This window comes from Gelidibacter sp. (assembly GCF_035515035.1).
In the GTDB taxonomy this organism is placed as follows: Bacteria; Bacteroidota; Bacteroidia; order Flavobacteriales; family Flavobacteriaceae; genus Gelidibacter.
The window spans coordinates 35967-56741 of record NZ_DATJCA010000047.1; the positions used below are offsets into that span (position 1 = coordinate 35967).

At 37.1% G+C, this 20775-nt stretch carries 11 protein-coding genes; 3 read left to right on the top strand and 8 right to left on the bottom strand.

Annotation, left to right across the window (positions count from 1 at the left end):
• The first annotated feature begins 358 nt into the window (after positions 1-358).
• Positions 359-6421, top strand: coding sequence for an alpha-2-macroglobulin family protein (locus VLZ86_RS04115; protein ID WP_325449015.1), 6063 nt, complete (start codon positions 359-361; stop codon positions 6419-6421).
• A gap of 191 nt (positions 6422-6612) precedes the next feature.
• Here the strand turns inward: VLZ86_RS04115 and VLZ86_RS04120 are convergent, their stop codons facing one another.
• On the bottom strand, positions 6613-7593 hold the full coding sequence (locus tag VLZ86_RS04120; RefSeq protein WP_325449017.1) for a PLP-dependent cysteine synthase family protein: 981 nt from the start codon (positions 7591-7593) through the stop codon (positions 6613-6615).
• Positions 7594-7848: 255 nt separating this feature from the next.
• The gene (locus tag VLZ86_RS04125; RefSeq protein ID WP_325449019.1) at positions 7849-9084 is read right to left on the bottom strand and encodes an ABC transporter permease; all 1236 of its coding nucleotides are present in this window, start codon (positions 9082-9084) and stop codon (positions 7849-7851) included.
• A gap of 21 nt (positions 9085-9105) precedes the next feature.
• On the opposite strand from VLZ86_RS04125, the gene VLZ86_RS04130 reads away from it, so the two are divergent.
• Positions 9106-10353, top strand: a complete 1248-nt coding sequence (locus VLZ86_RS04130; protein ID WP_325449021.1) for a DUF1343 domain-containing protein — start codon at positions 9106-9108, stop codon at positions 10351-10353.
• A gap of 66 nt (positions 10354-10419) precedes the next feature.
• On the opposite strand, the gene VLZ86_RS04135 is transcribed toward VLZ86_RS04130, so the two are convergent.
• Complete coding sequence (locus VLZ86_RS04135) at positions 10420-11319, bottom strand: hypothetical protein (RefSeq protein WP_325449023.1); 900 nt, start codon at positions 11317-11319, stop codon at positions 10420-10422.
• Between the two features lie 342 nt (positions 11320-11661).
• On the opposite strand from VLZ86_RS04135, the gene VLZ86_RS04140 reads away from it, so the two are divergent.
• Entirely contained in the window at positions 11662-12357 is a 696-nt protein-coding gene (locus VLZ86_RS04140; RefSeq protein ID WP_325449025.1) for a class I SAM-dependent methyltransferase, read from the top strand.
• Positions 12358-12464: 107 nt separating this feature from the next.
• Here the strand turns inward: VLZ86_RS04140 and VLZ86_RS04145 are convergent, their stop codons facing one another.
• The 5 genes from VLZ86_RS04145 to VLZ86_RS04165 form a co-directional block, all read right to left on the bottom strand.
• A complete protein-coding gene (locus VLZ86_RS04145; protein ID WP_325449027.1) occupies positions 12465-14081 on the bottom strand; it encodes an amidohydrolase in 1617 nt (538 codons plus the stop codon).
• A 79-nt stretch (positions 14082-14160) separates the two neighbouring features.
• Positions 14161-14655 (bottom strand): Fic family protein, encoded by a 495-nt coding sequence (locus VLZ86_RS04150; RefSeq protein WP_325449029.1) that lies wholly within the window; start codon positions 14653-14655, stop codon positions 14161-14163.
• Positions 14656-14669: 14 nt separating this feature from the next.
• A complete protein-coding gene (locus tag VLZ86_RS04155; RefSeq protein ID WP_325449031.1) occupies positions 14670-15113 on the bottom strand; it encodes a hypothetical protein in 444 nt (147 codons plus the stop codon).
• Between the two features lie 377 nt (positions 15114-15490).
• Positions 15491-17227, bottom strand: a complete 1737-nt coding sequence (locus tag VLZ86_RS04160) for a TonB-dependent receptor (protein ID WP_325449034.1) — start codon at positions 17225-17227, stop codon at positions 15491-15493.
• A 102-nt stretch (positions 17228-17329) separates the two neighbouring features.
• Complete coding sequence (locus tag VLZ86_RS04165) at positions 17330-20350, bottom strand: tetratricopeptide repeat protein (RefSeq protein WP_325449036.1); 3021 nt, start codon at positions 20348-20350, stop codon at positions 17330-17332.
• Between the last annotated feature and the right edge of the window lie 425 nt (positions 20351-20775).

Below are 20775 nucleotides of genomic sequence, written 5' to 3' on the forward strand. Positions count from 1 at the left end.
TCAAACAACTCATTTAACTCAAAACCCTTGATATTCTATATGATAATGATCCTCGTATTTTAATTTCTTAAATATGCGAGGTAAAAAGACGACGTAGATAGTTCCTATTCTTCAAAAGCTATCTTCTCAACATCATACGCGCTCTCTTGTTTCCTGATTTCTCATTCTTAATTCTATATTCTAACATTTCAATTGTTGTGGTATTGTTTTTGCTAATTGATAAAAAGTAATAAAGTTAACTTCAAAATATGTTAACTTCACTCAGTCAAATGCAGGTCACACACATTTTGTCATATTTAAAAGGACTTAGTGAATTAGCTTGCGAATAAATCCAGGTCAAGGATTAAAATCAATTCATATGATGAAACAGTTTACAACCCTATTTATGATTCTATTTTTCGCAAATTTCGCACAACCACAATCCAATACTTACGAAAAACTCTGGAAACAAGTCGAAAAACATGAAAATGAAGGCTTGACCAAATCCGCCTTGGAGGTCACAGAACAAATCTCCAAATTAGCAGTTGCCGATAAAAACCCCTCGCAGCACATCAAAAGCGTATTGTATAAAAGTAAATATGCACTCGTTTTAGAAGAAGATGCACAACTTAAAATTATTAACGATTTTAAATCACAAATTGCCAATAGTGAAATTCCCACCAAAAATATTCTAGAAAATATGCTCGCCAATTTATATTGGCAATATTTTCAACAAAACCGCTATCAGTTTTATAACCGAACCCATACGGAAAACAAAGTTGATGCGGACGATTTCAGAACTTGGGATTTACGCACCTTGTTTGAAGAAATAGATGTTCATTTTCAAAATTCACTTAAAAACGGTTCAGTCCTTCAAGAAACCCCATTGGATAACTACAATGAATTGTTGCAATTATCAAAAGGTTCGAAACAATACCGTCCAACGCTTTTTGATTTTTTGAACCATAACGCTCTGACTTTTTATCAAACCGATGAGAACAGCATTGCTAAACCTGCTTATAAATTTCAGATTGATGACCCTGAATTCCTTATGGATGCCAAAATCTTTGCAGGATTGAAAATCAGCCATCAAGATTCTACATCCTTACAACTAAAAGCTCTAAAGATTTACCAAAATTTAATTGCCTTTCACCTAAAAGACAAAGCGCCCTATGCTTTAGTGGATGTGGATATCCATCGACTGCAATTCGTGAGAGACAATGCAACGTTTAACGATAAGGACGCTATTTATTTGAAGAGTCTTGAACAAGCGTTAGCAACCTATAAAACCCATGAAGTTTCAGCACTATATAATTTTGAAATTGCCTCACTATATCAACAACAAGGTCAAGTTTTTGATCCTAAATCCAATCCTGATGTCCGTTGGAAACTAAAAGAAGCTATTGCGATCTGCGATGCGGTAACACAGGATTTCCCAAAAAGTAGTGGTGCAGAACAATGTGCTATTTTAAAAAATAGCATCTTAAATCCCACCTTGGAACTAACTGCAGAAAACAGTATTCCAATTCAAGAGCACAGCTTGATTTTGGTTCGTTACTCGAATTTGTCCCACTTAAAATTTAAAGTTTATCCGCTGACCCCATCACAGTTGGAAACTTTAAATACAACACACCGCCAGGAAGAACGTTTTGCTTTCATCAAAAAATTAAAAGTCGCCGAGGAATGGGACAGCCAACTCAAGGATGAAAAGGATTACCAAGTCCATACGACTGAAGTAATCCTTCCTAAATTGAGTAATGGACAGTATCTTATTGTGGCAACTCCCAATGACTCGAACGGAGCGTTTTTCGCATTTAAATCCATTCAAGTAACCAATATGGCGTTGGTGACGAAATCTGATACCAATAGAGAACTTTTTCAATTTATCAATAGAAACAATGGTCAACCAATTGAAGGCGTAAAAGTGACGGTGAGGTACCAAGTAAATTATAATAACGAGTACAAAACCCAAAACTTCCAAACGGATAAGAACGGTGAATTCAGCATGACGAATTCCAAGAATCGCTATTACAACATGAATATCACCGCCGTCCATAAGTCAGACACGGCATATTTTAAGGATTATTATAGCAGAAGTTATTATAACCAAGTGGAAGGTCAAGAAAAGATTACTTATACCCCATTTTTATTCACAGACCGAAGTATTTACAGACCTGGTCAAGTGGTCTATTTTAAAGGAATTGCCACCAAAACCGAAAATAAAAAGACTACGGTTTATGCCAATCAATTAGTAGAAGTGATCCTTAAAAATGTCAATGGCGAAGTGGTCAAGAAATTGCAGCTTAAAACCAACGATTATGGTTCGGTTTCGGGAGAATTCATTTTACCTAATGACGGATTAACAGGTCAATTTAGCCTTAGCATCCATGCAGGAAGTTATGGATATGCCAACATTTCTGTTGAAGAATACAAACGTCCAAAATTTGAAACCAAACTACTTCCAATTACTAAAACCTTTAAAGTCAATGATTCGGTAACCGTTAAAGGAAATGCTTTAGCCTACGCTGGCAGTACAATTACAGATGCAAAAGTAGTCTATCGTGTGCACAGAAAAATACAATATCCTCGTTGGTATTACTGGCACCGACCTTGGTTTAACAGTGAACCACAGGAAATTGCCCATGGTGAAAGCATGACCGACAAGGATGGGAATTTCGAAATAAAATTTAAAGCCATTCCTGATGAAAGTGTGGACAAAAACAGTCTGCCCGTATTCAATTACGAAATCACTGCGGATGTCACCGATTTAAATGGTGAAACACGGAGCGCAACTACTATTGTGAAAGTTGGATACCATGCGCTTCTGGCCAACATAAGTGTAGAAGGACAGTTGGATAAATCCAAAAAGGAACACCAACTTTCACTAAGCACCAAAAACTTAAATGGCGAATTTGTTGCCGCGCAAGGCACCGTCAAAATTTACAAACTTCAATCGCCAAAAGAAGTCTTAAGACCACGCCCTTGGCCAGCGCCGGATTATCAAATCTTATCCCGTGAAGAATTTAAAAAATTATTCCCTCATGAAGCTTATCAAGAGGAACACAATCCAGAAACTTGGGAAAAAGGCAAGATGGTTTTTGAAACCAATTTTGACACTTCAAAATCGAAGGAGATTAAATTGGAAAACCTTAAACAATGGGAATCTGGTAATTATATCATCATTCTAGAAAGTAAGGATCGCTTTGGCCAATTAGTAACAGATCAAGCACGGACTTTTGTGTTCAGTCCGGACGATAAAACGCTTCCGGATAATCAGCTGTTTAGCGTGAGCACTGATCAATCTGCTTATAAAACAGGTCAAAATGTGATTATTACTTTTGGCTCTGCAGCAGAAAATGTGGTGGTTACTGTAGATGTTGAAAAAGGACAAAAAATTATCAACACCTATATCATACCATTAAGCAAAAACAAAAAAACAATTGTTATTCCCGTAACCGATGCGGACTTGGGTGGATTTGCCATTCACTACAGCTTTGCTGCTTTTAATAGTTTTAAAACTGGAACACAAACCATTTCTGTCCCACATCCAAAATCGGAGTTATCCATCGAAACCAAAACCTTTAGGGATAAATTAGAACCTGGGACCGACGAAACTTGGAGTTTCAATATCAAGGGTCCACAAGGTGATAAAGTGAGCGCTGAACTCTTGGCTAGCATGTATGACCTGTCTCTAGATCAATTTCAACCACACCAATGGCAATTTAGTCCATTATATGAACCAAATTATTACAGTTTCAACCAAAGACGTGACATCAAAAGTTTTGGAAGCAACCCATTTTATGTGTATTTACCGACCAATAATTTAAGCTATCCTTATCAAAGTTATGATCAATGGAATTGGTTTGGATTTTATTTTGGTCGCGGAAATCACAATCTGATGCGTACGGTGAGAGGGCTAGCGTCTGGTGTTCGAATGGAAAAATCAAACATGATAGTTGATGACTCAGAATCAACTTTGGAGGAATCAACGATAGTGAGTTATGATGCTCAGCAACAATTGAGCAATTCATCTAATGTTCCAACCCCACCCGGCTTAAAAGAAGAATCCAATGAAGATCTACACTCTGTTGCCATTCGTAAAAACCTTCAGGAAACCGCATTCTTTTTCCCACAATTGCAAACAGATGCTGATGGTAATATCACTTTTAGTTTCACAACACCAGAAGCATTGACGAGATGGAAATTACAACTCTTGGCGCATACCAAAACCTTGGAAAGCACAACGACATCTTTGGAAACAGTCACCCAAAAGGAATTAATGGTCATCCCGAATGCCCCTCGCTTTTTACGTCATGGCGATGTCATTTCTATCAGTACAAAAATTGCCAACCTCACTGAAAACACATTATCGGGAGAAGCTATTTTACAACTTTTTGATGCCATTACCGGGAATTCTATTGATGCTAAACTTAACAATTCAGACAATAGAAAGTCATTCACTGTGGATGCCAAAGGCAATACCCAAGTTACTTGGAGCCTTTCAATTCCAGATGACGTGGATGCCGTTCAATATAAAGTGATTGCAAAATCGGGCGCTTTTAGCGACGGTGAACAAAACCTACTGCCTGTACTTTCAAACCGCATGTTGGTTACAGAAACTTTGCCAATGTGGATACGCTCAAACGAAACACGCACATTCACCTTGGACAAATTAGCTTCAACAAGCGCTGCCAACAGCTCCAAAACACTTAAAAACCATAAATTAACCTTGGAAATGACTTCCAATCCCGCGTGGTATGCCGTTCAGGCGTTACCATATTTAATGGAATATCCGTATGACTGTAATGAGCAAATCTTTAGTAGATATTACGCTAATGCGCTGGCTAGTCATATTGCTAACAGCAATCCAAGGATTAAAGAAGTCTTTGACCAATGGGCATCTCAAGATGCCTTAATCAGCAATCTTGAAAAGAACGAAGAATTGAAAAGCATTCTTATCGCGGAAACGCCGTGGTTACGTGATGCCCAATCAGAAACTGAGCAAAAGAAACGTATTGCATTATTGTTTGACATGAACAAGATGACCAACGAATTGCAGTCGGCACAGCGCAAACTCCAGAACAATCAAATGAGCAACGGCGCTTGGGCATGGTTTGAAGGCGGACGACCAAACCGATTTATTACACAACAGATCCTGGTAGGTTTTGGACATTTAGACCACCTTAATGTCAAATCAAGTACAGTAAATGGATCTTCAAACGACATGATCAAAAAAGCGATCGCTTATTTAGATGCTGAATTTGTTCAAGAATACAAAGACCTTCGCAAATACGATAAAAATGTCGATTTGAGCAAAGATCATCTAAGCTATACCCAATTACATTATTTATATATGCGTAGCTTCTTTCCAGAAATCGCAAAAAGCAAAGAAGTTCAAACCATAACTGCATACTACCAAACACAAATCCAAAAGTATTGGTTAAGTAGATCGTTATATGCCAAAGGACTGATGGCCATGGTTTCACATCGTATTAAAGATTCTAAAACAGCTGATAAAATATTGAAATCCTTAAAAGAGAATAGTATTACTTCTGACGAATTGGGTATGTTTTGGAAAGATAATACGGCATCCTGGTTTTGGTACCAAGCGCCCATTGAAACCCAAGCCCTCATGATTGAAGCCTTTTCAGAAATTCAAAATGACGTTAAAACCATCGACAATTTAAAGATCTGGTTGCTTAAAAACAAACAGACCAACAGTTGGAAAACCACCAAAGCGACCACTGAAGCTGTTTATGCATTATTATTGCAAGGCAGCGATTGGCTTAGCGTTACGGACATGGTAGATGTTACAATAGGTGGCGAAAAAATCGCAACTTCAAAATTAGAGCACGTTAAAGTTGAAGCCGGAACGGGTTATTATAAAACGGCTTGGAATGGTTCTGAAATAAAACCAGAGATGGCAAATGTCACCTTGACCAAAAAAGGCGATGGTATTGCTTGGGGAAGTTTATACTGGCAGTATTTTGAAGATTTGGATAAAATAACTTTTGCCGAAACACCTTTGCAATTGAAGAAAAAACTGTTCTTAAAATCCAATACCGATAAAGGGGAACAACTTTTAGAAATCACTTCTAAAACCGATTTAAAAGTTGGCGATTTGGTAAGAGTTCGTATCGAATTACGAAGCGATAGACCTATGGAATTCCTACACATGAAAGATATGCGTGCGGCAGGTTTTGAACCTGTCAATGTTTTGTCTTCTTATAAATACCAAGACGGATTGGGCTATTATGAAAGCACAAAAGATGCGGCTACGAACTTCTTCTTCGACTATTTACCAAAAGGCATCTACGTTTTTGAATATGATTTACGTGTGAACAACAGCGGCGACATGAGTAACGGGATCACGACCATTCAAAGCATGTATGCGCCGGAATTCATGAGTCACAGTGAAGGAGTTCGAGTGAACGTTAAATAATCTACAAAGCAATAAAAAGCAAAAGCTTCAGGAATGTAAATAATCCTGACGCTTTTTTATTTTATCATCATGTCCACTTAATAAAGCTCGTCTATATTCCCGCCTTTAAAAAATTTACGGACGGGCAGGCTTGATTCTAACAACGAAACGGGCTTGATTCCATTTTATATTTTGTTGACTAACGATGAAGTTCAATCTATATACCCCATCTCCCTCATCCAGTCATTGTTGAACATTTTCCCTACATAACGACTGCCATGATCGTGAAATAAAACGACAACCACATCGTCCTTAGTAAAATGCTCTTTCAATTGTAATAAGCCTTTAATGGCGGCACCAGCTGAATTGCCTAAGAACATACCTTCTTCCTTCGCCAATAATTGGGTATAGACTGCAGCATCTTTATCAGTCACTTTTTCGAATCCATCGATGATATCAAAATCGACATTTTTAGGAAGAATATCCTCACCAATCCCTTCAGTTACGTATGGATAGATTTCATTTTCGTCAAAAATTCCAGTTTCATGATATTTTTTGAAGACACTGCCATAAGTATCAATTCCCCAAACTTTGATATTCGGATTTTGTTCTTTCAGATATTTACCCACGCCAGATACCGTACCTCCTGTGCCCACACCAACCACAAAATGGGTAATCTTGCCACCCGTTTGCTTCCATATTTCAGGACCTGTACTTTCGTAATGTGCTTTTGCATTACTTAAATTATCGTATTGATTTACATACCAAGAATTTGGCGTTTCTTCACTCAAACGTTTGGCAACCGAGTAATAACTTCTTGGGTCATCTGGTGCCACATCTGTTGGACAAACGATAACCTCTGCACCAACAGCTCGTAGGATATCCATTTTTTCTTTAGACTGCTTATCGCTCATCACAAAAATACATTTGTAACCTTTTACGATCGCGACCAATGCCAATCCCATTCCGGTATTTCCAGAGGTACCTTCGATAATGGTTCCTCCTGGCTTCAATCGCCCATCTGCTTCAGCATCTTCAACCATTTTAACCGCCATTCTGTCCTTAACGGAATTGCCTGGATTGAACGTTTCATATTTAGCCAAGACCAAGCATGGTAAATCTTTCGTTAATTTATTGAGTTTGACCAAAGGCGTATTACCTATGGTCTCAAGAATATTTTCTGCGTAGTGCATGCGTTTTATTTTAAGAAGGCAAAGGTAAGTGGAATTTTTGATTTATTAAATTGTTGGTTGTATAACACAGAGATGCACGGAGAAAAGACAGAGATGCACGGAGTTATTGATTATAAATTTGCGGAAAAACCATTAAAAACAATTACACAGAGATTCACGGAGATGCAAAGAGTTTGTTTGCGCCAATCTTCGTAATCTGCAGGAAAAACGATCAAAACGTACTCTATCCTCTAATCACCATCCTCTATCCTCTCCCTAATCAAAACGCATCGCTTTAACCGGAGAAATCTTGGTAATGATCACCGAAGGAATTAAAAGCATCAACAAACATACAAGAAAGGTTCCTAAATTAAGTAATAGGATATAATCCAAATTGAGATATACAGGCGCTTCTGAAACATAATACACTTCAGGATTTAATGGCACCAAACCCAAATATTTTTGTGCAAACAACAATCCCAATCCAATCAAATTGCCCCAGAACAATCCCAATCCGATCAAATAAGTCGCATTATACAAAAACACTTTTCTAATGCTCCAATTGTTACTTCCCAAAGCTTTTAAAATGCCAATCATTTGGGTTCGTTCCAAAATAAGAACCAATAGCGCGGTGATCATATTAATGCCTGCCACAAGAATCATGATTCCGATAATGCCATAGGTATTGTTGTCAAAAATTTTGATCCATTCAAATATGGAAATATATTTTTGCTCCACCGTAGTCGCATCCAAATCGGAAGGAATATTTTCGTAGATTTCCAATCCCTTTTCACCAATCTGATTAAAATCGTCTATGAACACTTCAAAATTCCCAACTTGATTTTCGGTCCATTTATTGAGTCGTTGCACGTGGCGAATATCACCCATCACAAATTTCTCATCCAATTCCTTAAATCCGGAATTATAAATGCCTACAATCTTAAACGCGCGTAAAAACGGCATCTCATCAATACTTTCTTTTTTAAAAACGGTTTGAAAGTTTTCGCCCAACTTGAACTGCAGTCGGTTGGCCAAATACTGAGAAATCAGAACTTCATTGCTCATCTCACCCGAATAATCAGGGACTCTTCCTTCAACCAGAAATTCTTTAAAATACCGCCAATCATAGTCTGAGCCAACACCTTTGAGTACAACTCCCTCAAAATCAGTTGCAGTACGGATGACCCCGAATTTTGTAGCCGTAGCCTGGACATGCCTGATGCCATCAACGTTTTTAAACTCAGGATAAAAATCTTGGTTTTTGCTGATTGGAATTTCAGATTCATCAGACACATTACTATCAAAATTGGTAATTGAGACGTGACCATTGAAAGCCACCACTTTGTCTCTTATTTTTTGTTGAAGTCCGATTCCTGTAGCAATCGCGATAAGCATTACCACAATGCCAATAGCAATTGCTGCAATACCAATTTTTATTATTGGTGCCGATACACTACTTTTATACGCTTTACTGCCTATAATACGTTTAGCTATAAAAAACTCGTAATTCAAAATTTTAAAATGCGATTAAAGATGTTCAAAAATACATTATTCCCGATAATATCGGCGATTGTTTTGGTGTTGATTTCCTGTGGAAACGGATCTAAAAGTACAAAGACGGAAGATGGAAACCCGAAAACCGACGATTCCCCTCTAAAATCCATAAGTGTTGGAGCCAATCAAACGGAAAACTATATAAAATTATTAGAAGGCAAACAGATTGGTGTTGTTGGAAATCAGTCGAGCGTCATCTTTAAGAACAAAAATCAGCAAACTGATCAGGCAAACTACACGCACCTTGTTGATTCTTTAATTAGTCTGAACATAAATGTGAAAAAAGTCTTTTCACCAGAACACGGATTTAGAGGCACCGCTGATGCTGGTGAGAAAATTCAAGATGGCTTGGATCCAAAAACAGGACTGCCTATTATTTCCCTTTATGGCGATAACAAGAAACCAAAACCAGAACAGCTCAAAGGTTTGGATATTTTAATCTTTGACATCCAGGATGTGGGCGTCCGTTTTTACACTTATATCTCAACTTTGCATTATGTCATGGAGGCTTGTGCGGAGGCGAACATTCCACTATTGATTTTAGACCGACCAAACCCAAATGGGCATTATGTGGACGGTCCCATTTTAGAAAAAGCATATACCAGTTTTGTGGGTATGCATCCTATTCCAATTGCCCATGGGATGACGATTGCCGAATATGCTAAAATGATCAATGGCGAAAAATGGCTGAAAGATGGAATTCAATGTGAATTGACCGTTATACCGATGGCGAATTACACTCACGATATGCCTTATAGTTTGCCGATTAAACCATCGCCAAATTTACCAAATGACCAATCCATTGCGTTGTATCCAAGCTTGTGCTTTTTTGAAGGTACCAATGTGAGCGTTGGACGAGGCACCAATAAGCAATTCCAGGTTTTCGGAAGTCCCGATTTAGACAAGAATCACTTTACTTTTAGCTTCACGCCACAACCTAATGAAGGAGCAAAAACACCACCTCAACAAGGAAAAGTATGTTGTGGGGAGGATTTGACCCAGGTTGATGTGACCTCAGGCTTGAATTTAAATTACGTTATTGACGCCTATACTTATACAGCAGATAAGTCTAAGTTTTTTAATGCATTTTTTGTGAAATTGGCGGGAACGAAAAAACTTCAGGAGCAAATTGAAAAAGGACTTTCTGAAAAGGAGATTAAAGCTACGTGGACAAAAGGACTTGAGGAATTCAAAAAAACCCGTAATAAATATACCTTGTACCAATAAAACGAATTAATGTTTCGGTGCATTGATGGAATGGTTGTTAGCACCTATTGATGCTTTAACAATTAGCTATAAATGAAGTTGAGTGATCAATTCTGCTTTCCTTAAATTTACTAAAGAAACTTTACTTTTCCATGGCTCTGAATTTTTAACATCTTTTCTAAGTTGATACGCCGTATAATATAGAAAAGCAAGAAGAGATTCAGTGGTTTCATCAATTGCTGAAACGTCAAATTTTTTCAATAAACGAAGCACTTTCCTTGGTTTATTTTCAAGAAGGTATTGTGAGTAATTTAATAAATTCATTTTATCCTCAAAGTGTTTCTTATTTTCTATATCGCTTGTTAATAAATGCTTTTTTGATTCCTCTAAATAAATTAATGACAAATCAATAATGTCTTTTCTCACGTTTTTATTGACTAAAATCGCATAATCCATATATTTTGAAGCTAATCGATAAGCGGTACCAAAATCTTTATGCTCTGAGTAATTACGTAATTCCGCATTCAAAAAAGAAGTATTCAACCCATAATTGGTGATGAATTGTGATAAATTGAAATAAGCTTCAGGCGAATACGAGGTATTGACAATATTTAAATTAGCATCCATAATCTTAATATTATCATCTTCAAATTGAAACAAATAACTCTTGCTCCTGCTATCTTTTACGGCATCATATAACTCGCCATAGAGATTTTCATTGACCTTTACGGGCACAAAGTATTTCCAAATGATTTCATTGATCTCTTCATTTTTAAATAAATCGTCAAATAATACTTGGGTCCCATTGGTATCCTTCATGATTACGGGATACGGTATTGAAGTGGCATCTTCCCACATCATGAACAGAAATTTATCTTGAACTAAAGCAATGCGTTTGGCAGCCTCCAGGGAGGTCAACCATTCCTGGGACAAACAATAATTGGACATCGACAAGGTTAATATTAAAAACAGAATACCTCTTTTCATAGCCATAATTTTATTTTTATTTGTGTTTTTATTCGACTAAATTTTTAATAGGAAAACAACATCTTCCGATCAGTATTAGCAATTGACTTATTTGTTAGCTCACAATTAGATAAACTCAACCTGACTTAACAGTCAGCAATAACTCTAAATTTATAACAACAGATTTGACAGCATCCGATTGTATTGGCACGTACTTTTTTATCATACCACAGAAGGTTCTATGCACCTTATGCTTATCTTTGTCTTACTCTGTGAGATTCTGCACGACCTCTTACTTAGTGTAAAAATAACACATTTAGAACTTAAGATTTCCAACTTTACGGAAATGAAAAAAAACTTTCTATGAGAGATATATTCGGAAAAGCATTATTGGATTATTATAATGGGAATTATACGGAAGATGTTTTCACATCTACAAACATATCTGATGAGGATGAACTGCCCTTGCCATTCCTTTTCAGGGATTATGATGAAATGCCAATATTAGAGAAGAAAGCCATGGAGCATGTTAAGGGCAGGGTCTTGGATGTGGGCTGCGGCGCTGGAAGTCATGCGCTGTATCTTCAGGAACAAGGTTTTGACGTAAAGGCTATTGACGTTTCTAAAGGTGCCATAGAGGTTTCAAAAAAACGTGGGGTCAAAAATGCCGAAGTTATTGCGCTTTTAGATGAAACCGAAAAATTTGATACCATTTTATTATTGATGAATGGAAGCGGAATATTTCAAGAGCTTTCAAAAGTACCCCACTATTTGAACCATCTCAAATCTATATTAAATCCTGGTGGTCAGATATTACTTGATTCTACAGATATCATCTACATGTATGAAGATGAGGACGGTGGTTATTGGCAGGACTTGAACTCCAATTACTACGGTGAACTTGATTATCTGGTGAGTTATAAAGGCGAATCAGAGCCGCTTACCACTTGGCTTTATATCGATTTTGAAACATTGGTAACGGCCTGCAAATCGGTGGGATTAGAATGCGAACTCATAATGGAGGGTGAGCATTATGATTATTTGGCGCGAGTTTATTAAAGTTTATTACATAGAGATTCGCTGAGAAGTCACAGAGATACACATAGAGTTTAATATAAATTAACAAATCTCTCCGTGTAACTCTGTGAAATAACTACAGAAAAAACTTATTGCTTCTCCCCACCCACAAAAGTTCCTTCAACTTTAATATTCGGGATTTCATGAACGTCAACGGTCATAATATCTTTATCAAGGATGATAAAATCGGCGAATTTACCTTTTTCGATGCTTCCTTTTTCGTTCTCCTCAAAGTTGGAATAAGCCGCCCAAATGGTCATACCTTTTAAAGTTTCCTCTCGGCTCAATGCGTTTTCCATTTGAAAGCCATCCTTTGGATATGCTTCCAGATCCTGACGTGCTACTGCCGCATAAAACGTTAAGAACGGACTCACCTGCTCCACTGGAAAGTCAGTTCCCAAAGCGACTTTACCGTAAGCATCCAATAATTCTTTGTAAGCGTAAGCACCTTTAATTCGTTCTGATCCCAAACGGTCTTCTGCCCAGTACATATCAGAAGTGGCATGTGTTGGTTGAATCGAAGGCATGACGTTTTTATAGAGTTCAAAATCTCCAGGCGATACAATCTGCGCATGTTCCACACGCCAGCGTCTATCCGATTGATCTTTTAGTACTTTATTATAAGTTTGCAATACTGCATGATTGGCAGAATCGCCGATGGCATGAGTATTCATTTGAAATTCGGAATTGGCAATTCGTTTTGCGGCATTATTAAAGGTCTCAAGATCCGTTACCATCAATCCGAAATGATTTGGTTTATCACTATATGGCGCTCTTAACATGGCTCCTCTTGAACCCAAAGCACCATCGGCAAAGAATTTAAAACTACTTACATTTAGCCTATCGTTTTTACTCACCCCTTTGTTTAAATAATAATCGACATTTTCCTTTGATCCCGATACCATGGCATACACACGTATTTTCAAATCGCCTGACTGCTGTAAACTATCAATAAGTTCAATGGCTTGTCGCGACAATCCCGCATCATCAACTGTGGTCAATCCATACTCAAAGCAGATTTTTTGAGCATCCAAAAGTGCATTGGTCAATTCTTTCTTAGAAGATTTAGGCCAATATGCCATCACCAAATTCTCTGCATTATCTACTAAAACTCCTGTCAATTCTCCGTTTTCAATAACGACTTCGCCTCCGCTCACTTTACTATCAACAGTCACTTTGCCTAAATCCAAAGCCGCTTGATTGGCCAAAATTGCATGTCCGTCAATACGGGTCAAGACGATTGGCGTATCTGGATATAATACGTCCAATAAGGCTTTATTAGGAAATTCCTTGACTTCCCAATTATTTTGATCCCAACCACGACCTGTTATGAAATCTAGTTTTTTTTCATTTTGAAATTCGCTAATACGTTGAATGATTTCCTCAAAACTTTTAGTCCCCACCAAGTCAACCGATTGTTGGTTTAATCCCAATCCCAAAAAATGGCAATGTGCATCAATAAATCCAGGAACAATGGTTTTTCCGTTAACATCGATAATATTGTTGGAAGCATACTTGTCCTGAATGGCCTTAGAACTTCCTATTTCGAGGAATTTACCATCTTTAATGGCGAAGGCTTCGGCTTTGTCAGAATTGTCATTTACTGTATAGATATTCGCATTGATAATGATCGAATCGACCTCTGTTTTTTCGCTTTCACAAGAAAAAATAAGGGTGATAAAAAGGAGAACTAATAGTTTTTTCATCTTAATAATTGGTTACAGTTGGTTATTGATAGTATTGTAAAAATAAGAAAAGCATTCCAATTGAAATGCTTTTCAAAACTTATCTCTTTCGTTTTCTATTTTTTACGTATTCTTCTATAGCCTCCTTTGTCGTTAGCCAATTCCTGCCTTCCTTATAAGCATCTATCTTTCCTGTACGTGCCAAAAGACTGATATATTCCTGCCCATAGGGAAGATTTTCCTCTTCTACCAAATTGGAAATTTCTGTGTATTCCAAGGTGTTTCCGGGCAAAGCATTAAGATAAATATTTAAGGTACGCTCTATGGCCTGGGACATAAGGAGCATCAACTTTCCATAACGTCCATTGTTGGCATCATTTAGCGCTGTATAATATTTAATCCGATCATTTGTCAGGATAATAGCTGGCGGAAAACCATGGATCATCAACAACAAATTCATGGCCAACCTTACGGTCCTGCCGTTTCCGTCAAAAAATGGATGTATCCAAACAAACCGATGGTGAAACACGGCAGCAAGCTCAATAACATTCAAATTTAAAGGATTCTCTTTGATAAATGTTAAAAGATCATCCATCAAACCAGACACTTTTACAGCATTGGGAGGCACAAAATTTGCTCCCGAAATGCGCACACCACCATACGAAGTCTTCCAGCAAATTCCTCTTCTATGGAATTCAAAACGAGCCCATGTAAAGAAAGGATTTCATGAATGGAAAGTGTTTCACGACGTTCTACTAATTTATAAAGAAGATTTATGGCCCGTTCATGGTTTTTTGCTTCAAAATGTTCTCTTAATGATTTCCCTTTTATAGTAATACCATCTTGCAATACCATTTGGGTTTCTCTTAAACTTAAAGTATTACCTTCTATACTATTGGAATTATAGGTCCACTCAACTGTCAAAGCCTCCCTAATTTTGTTTAAGGCCATGGAAGGCAAAGGCCGGTGCTTTTTTAATTGCTCCAGCTTCTCCTCTAGACGCTCAAAAATAGGCGTCATTTCTTCTCTATATGTTAAATCTAAATGTTTCACTTCACTAAGATACTCTTTTTATCGGATATACTCAAATTATAAGCTATCCGATATTAAGATGATTGGAAGTAGCAAGAACCTTTTTGAACGGAGAGCTTTTATTTTCAAAAATGTCAAAAACATTTTTTTTGTGGGACACAGAATTCCGTTCTGGTAGATAAGACCGATGATTTATATTAGTAAAGCATACAAGACAAGACTAATCAGCAAAAATCTGTTTCTTCTTTGTTATTCGCGTTCTATAAAAAAATGTTACAAATGTGAAAAGCACCCAAAATTTGGGTGCTTTAAATCTCTTAAGGTAGTCGAATCAACTAAATTTCACTTCTCATCATAAGATTCCTGCCTTCGCAGGAATTCGCTTTCGTAGGGAGTGTTTAGAAATCAAATTGGTAAGTGGCTCCTGCCAAAAACTGGATACCTTGAACTGGCGTATTGATCCAGCGTTGATATTTCTTATCTGCAATATTATTGGCTTTAATATAAAATGATAGTTGTTCATCAAAACGATAGCCAACATGCGCGTTGGCATCAAAATAACTATCCAATGTCATGGTCTGTTGTATGGGTAACACAAATTCATTAATATTTTCCTCCAAAAACTGATCCTTACGTTCGCCTACATAAAACAGCCCTGCTCCAGCAAACCAGTTTTCATCAATCTGGTAATCCATAAATAACGAAGCTTTCAGGTCTGGAAGATTCCAAGCCTCTGCTTGTCTACTGGAGCTATAAGAAAAATACTCAGCTTTGGCACCTAATTTAAAATTTCGGTTGACATCAACATTTAGTTCACCCCCAAACGAAAACGTTTTGACATCGTCATAAACTATTCCAAAGGAATTTCCATATTGATAATCCTCAGTAGCTCCAATATAAACAGGGTTTGAAGTGTACAGGGCCTTATCATTTTCATTGATATAACGGCTGCTTACGCTATAGCTTATGCTATTGGACAATTTCCCTTTTAAACCCACTGACAAATTGTATTTTTGATCGGTTGGACTTATGTAAAGTGTTGGTGATATAAATGGATTTTCTTGGGCAAAATCATAATAAGAGTTTTGTTTGAGCCCACCTTCAAGACCCCCAAAAGCAATCATCAACTCGTCCACCACTCTGAAAGTTGCCGTAATATTTGGATAAATATGTAATTTACTCGCTCCAAAATCGCCCGTATTATTTTTATATACCAAATTGACGCCCAGATTCAGTGTTAAATCATCTTGGGTCAATTGGTAGCTTGGTGCAATCCCAAAACTTACATTTCCATATTGAAATTTATTGTCCGTATAAAAATCTCTATCAAAAGAACCATTGATATAATCGATGGTAACTTCCGTAGATATCAATTCATCCTGAATAGGGACATCTGCAGAGGCTTTCAATACAAAGCGATTTTCACCAGACCCCTGATTATCTCCAAATCTTCTATAGCGCGCACTGGCATCATTAATTAGATAATCATGAAATTTCACTTTAGCACCAACATTCCCACCATAAAATGTGTGACCTACATCTAACATGTCAGCAGTTGTAGCATCAAAATAAGGCTGTGGTAATCCGTACCAATTGTATTTTTGATATAAAGCACCGCCTTCCACGGTCCACGATAAATCTCTAAGTCTTTGGCTGTAATTCACATTCAGCTTAGTATCAATAAAATCATCATCCAAAAGTAGACCATCAATGCCACCACTTGAGGAATGGTGCGTAAAATAGCCCCCAACATTCTCTCCTCTCCCCAACTCCTGATTTAGATAAACTTCTCCTAATATGGTAGTGTAGGTGCCAACGCCCAAGGACGCATAATTATCATATAATTTAACAGCCCTAGGTTTGTTAACCGTTGCCGCCTTTCCTTTTGCCGGTGTGAAAGTTGACGCCACAGGAATTGAAAAAATATTGTATTTAATCTCTTTTTTTGTGGTGTTGACGTCATCATCCAAAATTGGGGTTTCTTTAATTTTAAAGGCATCCGCAACCGTTGGGGTATAAGGTTTGACCACATTGACCACTTCCGAATCTAAAGTATCTTTTGTGCGTTCTTGGGCAAAAGATGCAGTACTTATTACAACTGCGATGAGGGAAATATATTTGATTTGTTTCAGCATTGTTTATTACGTGTTAATTTCCAAAAATAAAATTCTAAATTTCAAATGTTAGTGACACTCATAATCGTGAAATATTTCAGAAAATGGTGCCTTGACAGGAATTTAGTTATCTGTTGTGATTGATGAATTTGTTTTTGCTTCTTGTGCTTTAATAGTACTGAGTTGCGTTTGTGCTTCTTGTACGACGTCTTTAAATTCAGGAAAGTTTGAAATCACACTTTCCAAAATATAAGTGGCTTGGAACGCATCTTTAAGGGCATAAAAATTCTTAGCCATGACCACCAAACCTTTTGCACTGAAATATTTGTAACTCCCGAAATCCTTAGCCAATTTTTGGGCCGTTGCATTAGACGCTTCGTAATCTCCCTCTTTGTTTTTGAAGTAAGCGTTGTAATACAAAGCTTCAGCAGCCAAAGCGCCTGTGGCTATCTTTTCAACCGTGGCGTATGCTGATTTTGCTTTAGATTCATTTCCGGTATTTATGGCCGAACGCGCAATTATAATCTGTGCGTCACTTTTAACCTTATTGTCCAATTTAGAACCCGATAACACCTTTTCAGCATAGCTTTCTGCGTCTTTGTACTTTTCCTGTTGGTAATAAGCATTCATCAAGTTAGATTGTGCGTAAATGATGTTCTGCGGATAATTGGCTTCTACTTCTAATTGTTTTAAAAGTGGGATGGCTTTATTCCATTGTGAACCGTTCAAATAAATCTCCGATAGTTTGACGATGGCTTGCTCTGAATATTCGCTTTTAGGTTTATTCACTACAAACTCATAATGTGGTTGTGCAGTTTCAGGCAGGGATTTTTTAGTATATAATTCTCCCAAATAAAAGTGCGATTTTAAAGCGTGCATCCCATTTGGAAACTGATTTAAATACCCATTAAATTGTTTGATGGCATTATCCGTCTTATTTTCCAAATACTGCTTTTCTGCCGCCAAATAGGTCGTATTGTCAAGATCAGCATCAGTCACCTGCACATAATCCAAAGTTTTCACCCATGCCGCATATTCGTCAACTCTTCCAGTATCAATGTAAATTAATCGGGATGTGGATACAGCCTGAACGGCTTCTTCACTGCTTGGATAATTTCTGGCAACGTTTTTAAACTTGTTCAGAGCTTGTTCGTTTTGACCCGCATTATAATAAATAAGCCCTTGTCTCAAAATTGACCTCGAAATGAATACAGAATTCTTATACTCCGAATTCAATCGGTCATACATAGCAATCGCTTTATCATTCTGATTGGCTTTCACATAAGAATTTGCCAATTCATACATCGCATCATCTCTTAAAGACGATTTGCTGTATCTATTTATAAAACTGTTCAGTTCCTGAATCTTCGTGTTATCCTGACCGATATAGCCATAACTCATCGCTTTTTGAAAATCGGCATAATCAGGTTCAATCTGTTTTAAGGCAATGGCTTTATCATAAGCATCAATGGCATCTTTATAATCCGACGACACAAAATAACCATCTGCCAATCTCAAATAAGCGTCGTTCAATCGCAATTTATCATCCTTGCGTTGGTTGACAAATGTTTTGAAATGTTCGGTCGATTTTGAATAATTTTTCTGTTTGAAATAAGTATAGCCCAAATTATAATCAATGTTGGTCATTTCTGGTGTTGAAGCAGCTTCATTTTGTTGTTTAAACTGTCTAAAACCGATCAATGCCTCATCATAATTTCCGATGTGATAATCAGATTCTGCTTTCCAAAACGTGGCTCTCGCGGTAAATTTTGCATCCCGTGGTTCCTTTATCGATTTTTCAAACAAGTTTTTGGCCTCTCTATAATTGCCTTCATTATAAACTTCAATTCCTCTGTAAAAAGCGACCTTTTGATAAGCGACTTTATTTTCAAAACTGTTTTTACCTTCCAATAATCTTAAAGCTTCCTTATAGTTTTTTGAGGTGATATAAGAGTCAATCAATAAGGTTTCAATTTCAGATTTGCTTGCTGTTTGTGGGTATTTCTCCAAATAACTGGTCAAAACCTGTGGCACCGATTGGTATGGATTTCCTATTTCATAACTCAGTTTTGCATAATTTAACCAAGCATCTTCCTGAATTTTAAGATTATAATCCATTTGGGAAGCATTTCTAAAAGCGTTCAATGCTTCTTGTTTTTTATTGAGATTCACATAACTTTCACCTAAATGGTAGTACGCATTTTGCGCGACACTATCATTCCCTCCAATGATTTTATTGAATTCAGAAATGGCTTTTTCAAAATCATTTTGCTTATAATAGGCATACCCCAATTGGTAGTAATCGGTATTGCTCCATTTTCCTCTCTTTCCATTATATGCGGTCAAATACGGAATGGCTTCCTTGTATTTTTGAAGGTTAAAATAACTCTCGCCAATGATTTTGGACAATTCCGATTTTTCACTCGGATTGCTCTTTTTCATTTGCGCTTCCGCAAGTTTTATTGCCTCTTCAAATTTCCCGAGCTTAAAGTTTAAGTCTGCTTGATAATAAGAGAGCTTTTCCTGATACTTTTCATTTTCGCTTACTTGCTCGAAATATTCATTGGCACGATCATAATCATCACCTTCATAAGCCATAAATCCAATGTAATACTTGGCTTGTGAACCATACTCTTTCGAATTCACAACACGATTAAAGTATTTTTGTGCTTCAACTTGGTCTTTTGTTGAGTATAGGCTATATCCGTAATTAAACGAAAACCGATCGCGTTCTGATATACCAATATTACCTTCATCCACTTTCTCATACCATTTTCTGGCATAAGCATATTTGCCGTTATCAAAGTAATAATCGGCTACATCCATAAATGCAGAATTCCGTTTGGTACTGGTGGGATGTTTTTCAACAAAATCCTCAATGAGGGCATCGGCATTTATCTGATTGAGTCGCACGGCACAATTAGCGTAATAGTACGTGCAATCCGCAATCAACTGTTCATTATCGGTCGCGTCTTTAACTTTATCAAACATGCTTTGTGCTGCTTGATATTGTTTGTTATTATATAAAGTAAGTGCTTTTTGATAATCGACCAGTTCATTGGTATAAGTTGCCGATTGTTGAGCGTAGGTATGTCCTATAAGTAATAGGAAGCCTACCAAAAGTGAGAGTTTTTTATTAAGCATTAAATTTGTTTTTTTTTGACGATCAAAGATACTTGAATCTTAAAGCTATAACGAAGGAAAAAAATTTTAATTATACACGGAGTTATTAAAAGAGAAGTGGGCGGGATTTAGCAGGCAATTAGTAGTCGGCAGTACTCAGTAGGCAGCAAAGATGTCTGTTAATAATACTATTTGAACACGAAACAGTGGTGGACTGAACAACAACCTAAAAACTTTTCACAGATGGTCCAGAGGATGTCAGGCTCCATGTGACTTCTGTTGTGACATTTAGAATAAAAAACCTTAAAATGCCCAATCGTCGATATTTAAGGATTAACAAACTGCCAACTGAAGACTGCCGACTGCAAACTACCGACTACCCCCTACCATCTCATTCCCAAATTATTTGATATTTGATTATTTAAACAATACATTTACAACTCTTA

Excerpts from the sequence above, each read along its gene's own strand:
- VLZ86_RS04115 (WP_325449015.1), top strand. The coding sequence starts at position 359 with ATGATGAAACAGTTTACAACCCTATTTATGATTCTATTTTTCGCAAAT.
- VLZ86_RS04120 (WP_325449017.1), bottom strand. The coding sequence starts at position 7,593 with ATGCACTACGCAGAAAATATTCTTGAGACCATAGGTAATACGCCTTTG.
- VLZ86_RS04130 (WP_325449021.1), top strand. The coding sequence starts at position 9,106 with ATGTTCAAAAATACATTATTCCCGATAATATCGGCGATTGTTTTGGTG.
- VLZ86_RS04135 (WP_325449023.1), bottom strand. The coding sequence starts at position 11,319 with ATGAAAAGAGGTATTCTGTTTTTAATATTAACCTTGTCGATGTCCAAT.
- VLZ86_RS04140 (WP_325449025.1), top strand. The coding sequence starts at position 11,662 with ATGAGAGATATATTCGGAAAAGCATTATTGGATTATTATAATGGGAAT.
- VLZ86_RS04145 (WP_325449027.1), bottom strand. The coding sequence starts at position 14,081 with ATGAAAAAACTATTAGTTCTCCTTTTTATCACCCTTATTTTTTCTTGT.
- VLZ86_RS04150 (WP_325449029.1), bottom strand. The coding sequence starts at position 14,655 with ATGGATGATCTTTTAACATTTATCAAAGAGAATCCTTTAAATTTGAAT.
- VLZ86_RS04160 (WP_325449034.1), bottom strand. The coding sequence starts at position 17,227 with ATGCTGAAACAAATCAAATATATTTCCCTCATCGCAGTTGTAATAAGT.
- VLZ86_RS04165 (WP_325449036.1), bottom strand. The coding sequence starts at position 20,350 with ATGCTTAATAAAAAACTCTCACTTTTGGTAGGCTTCCTATTACTTATA.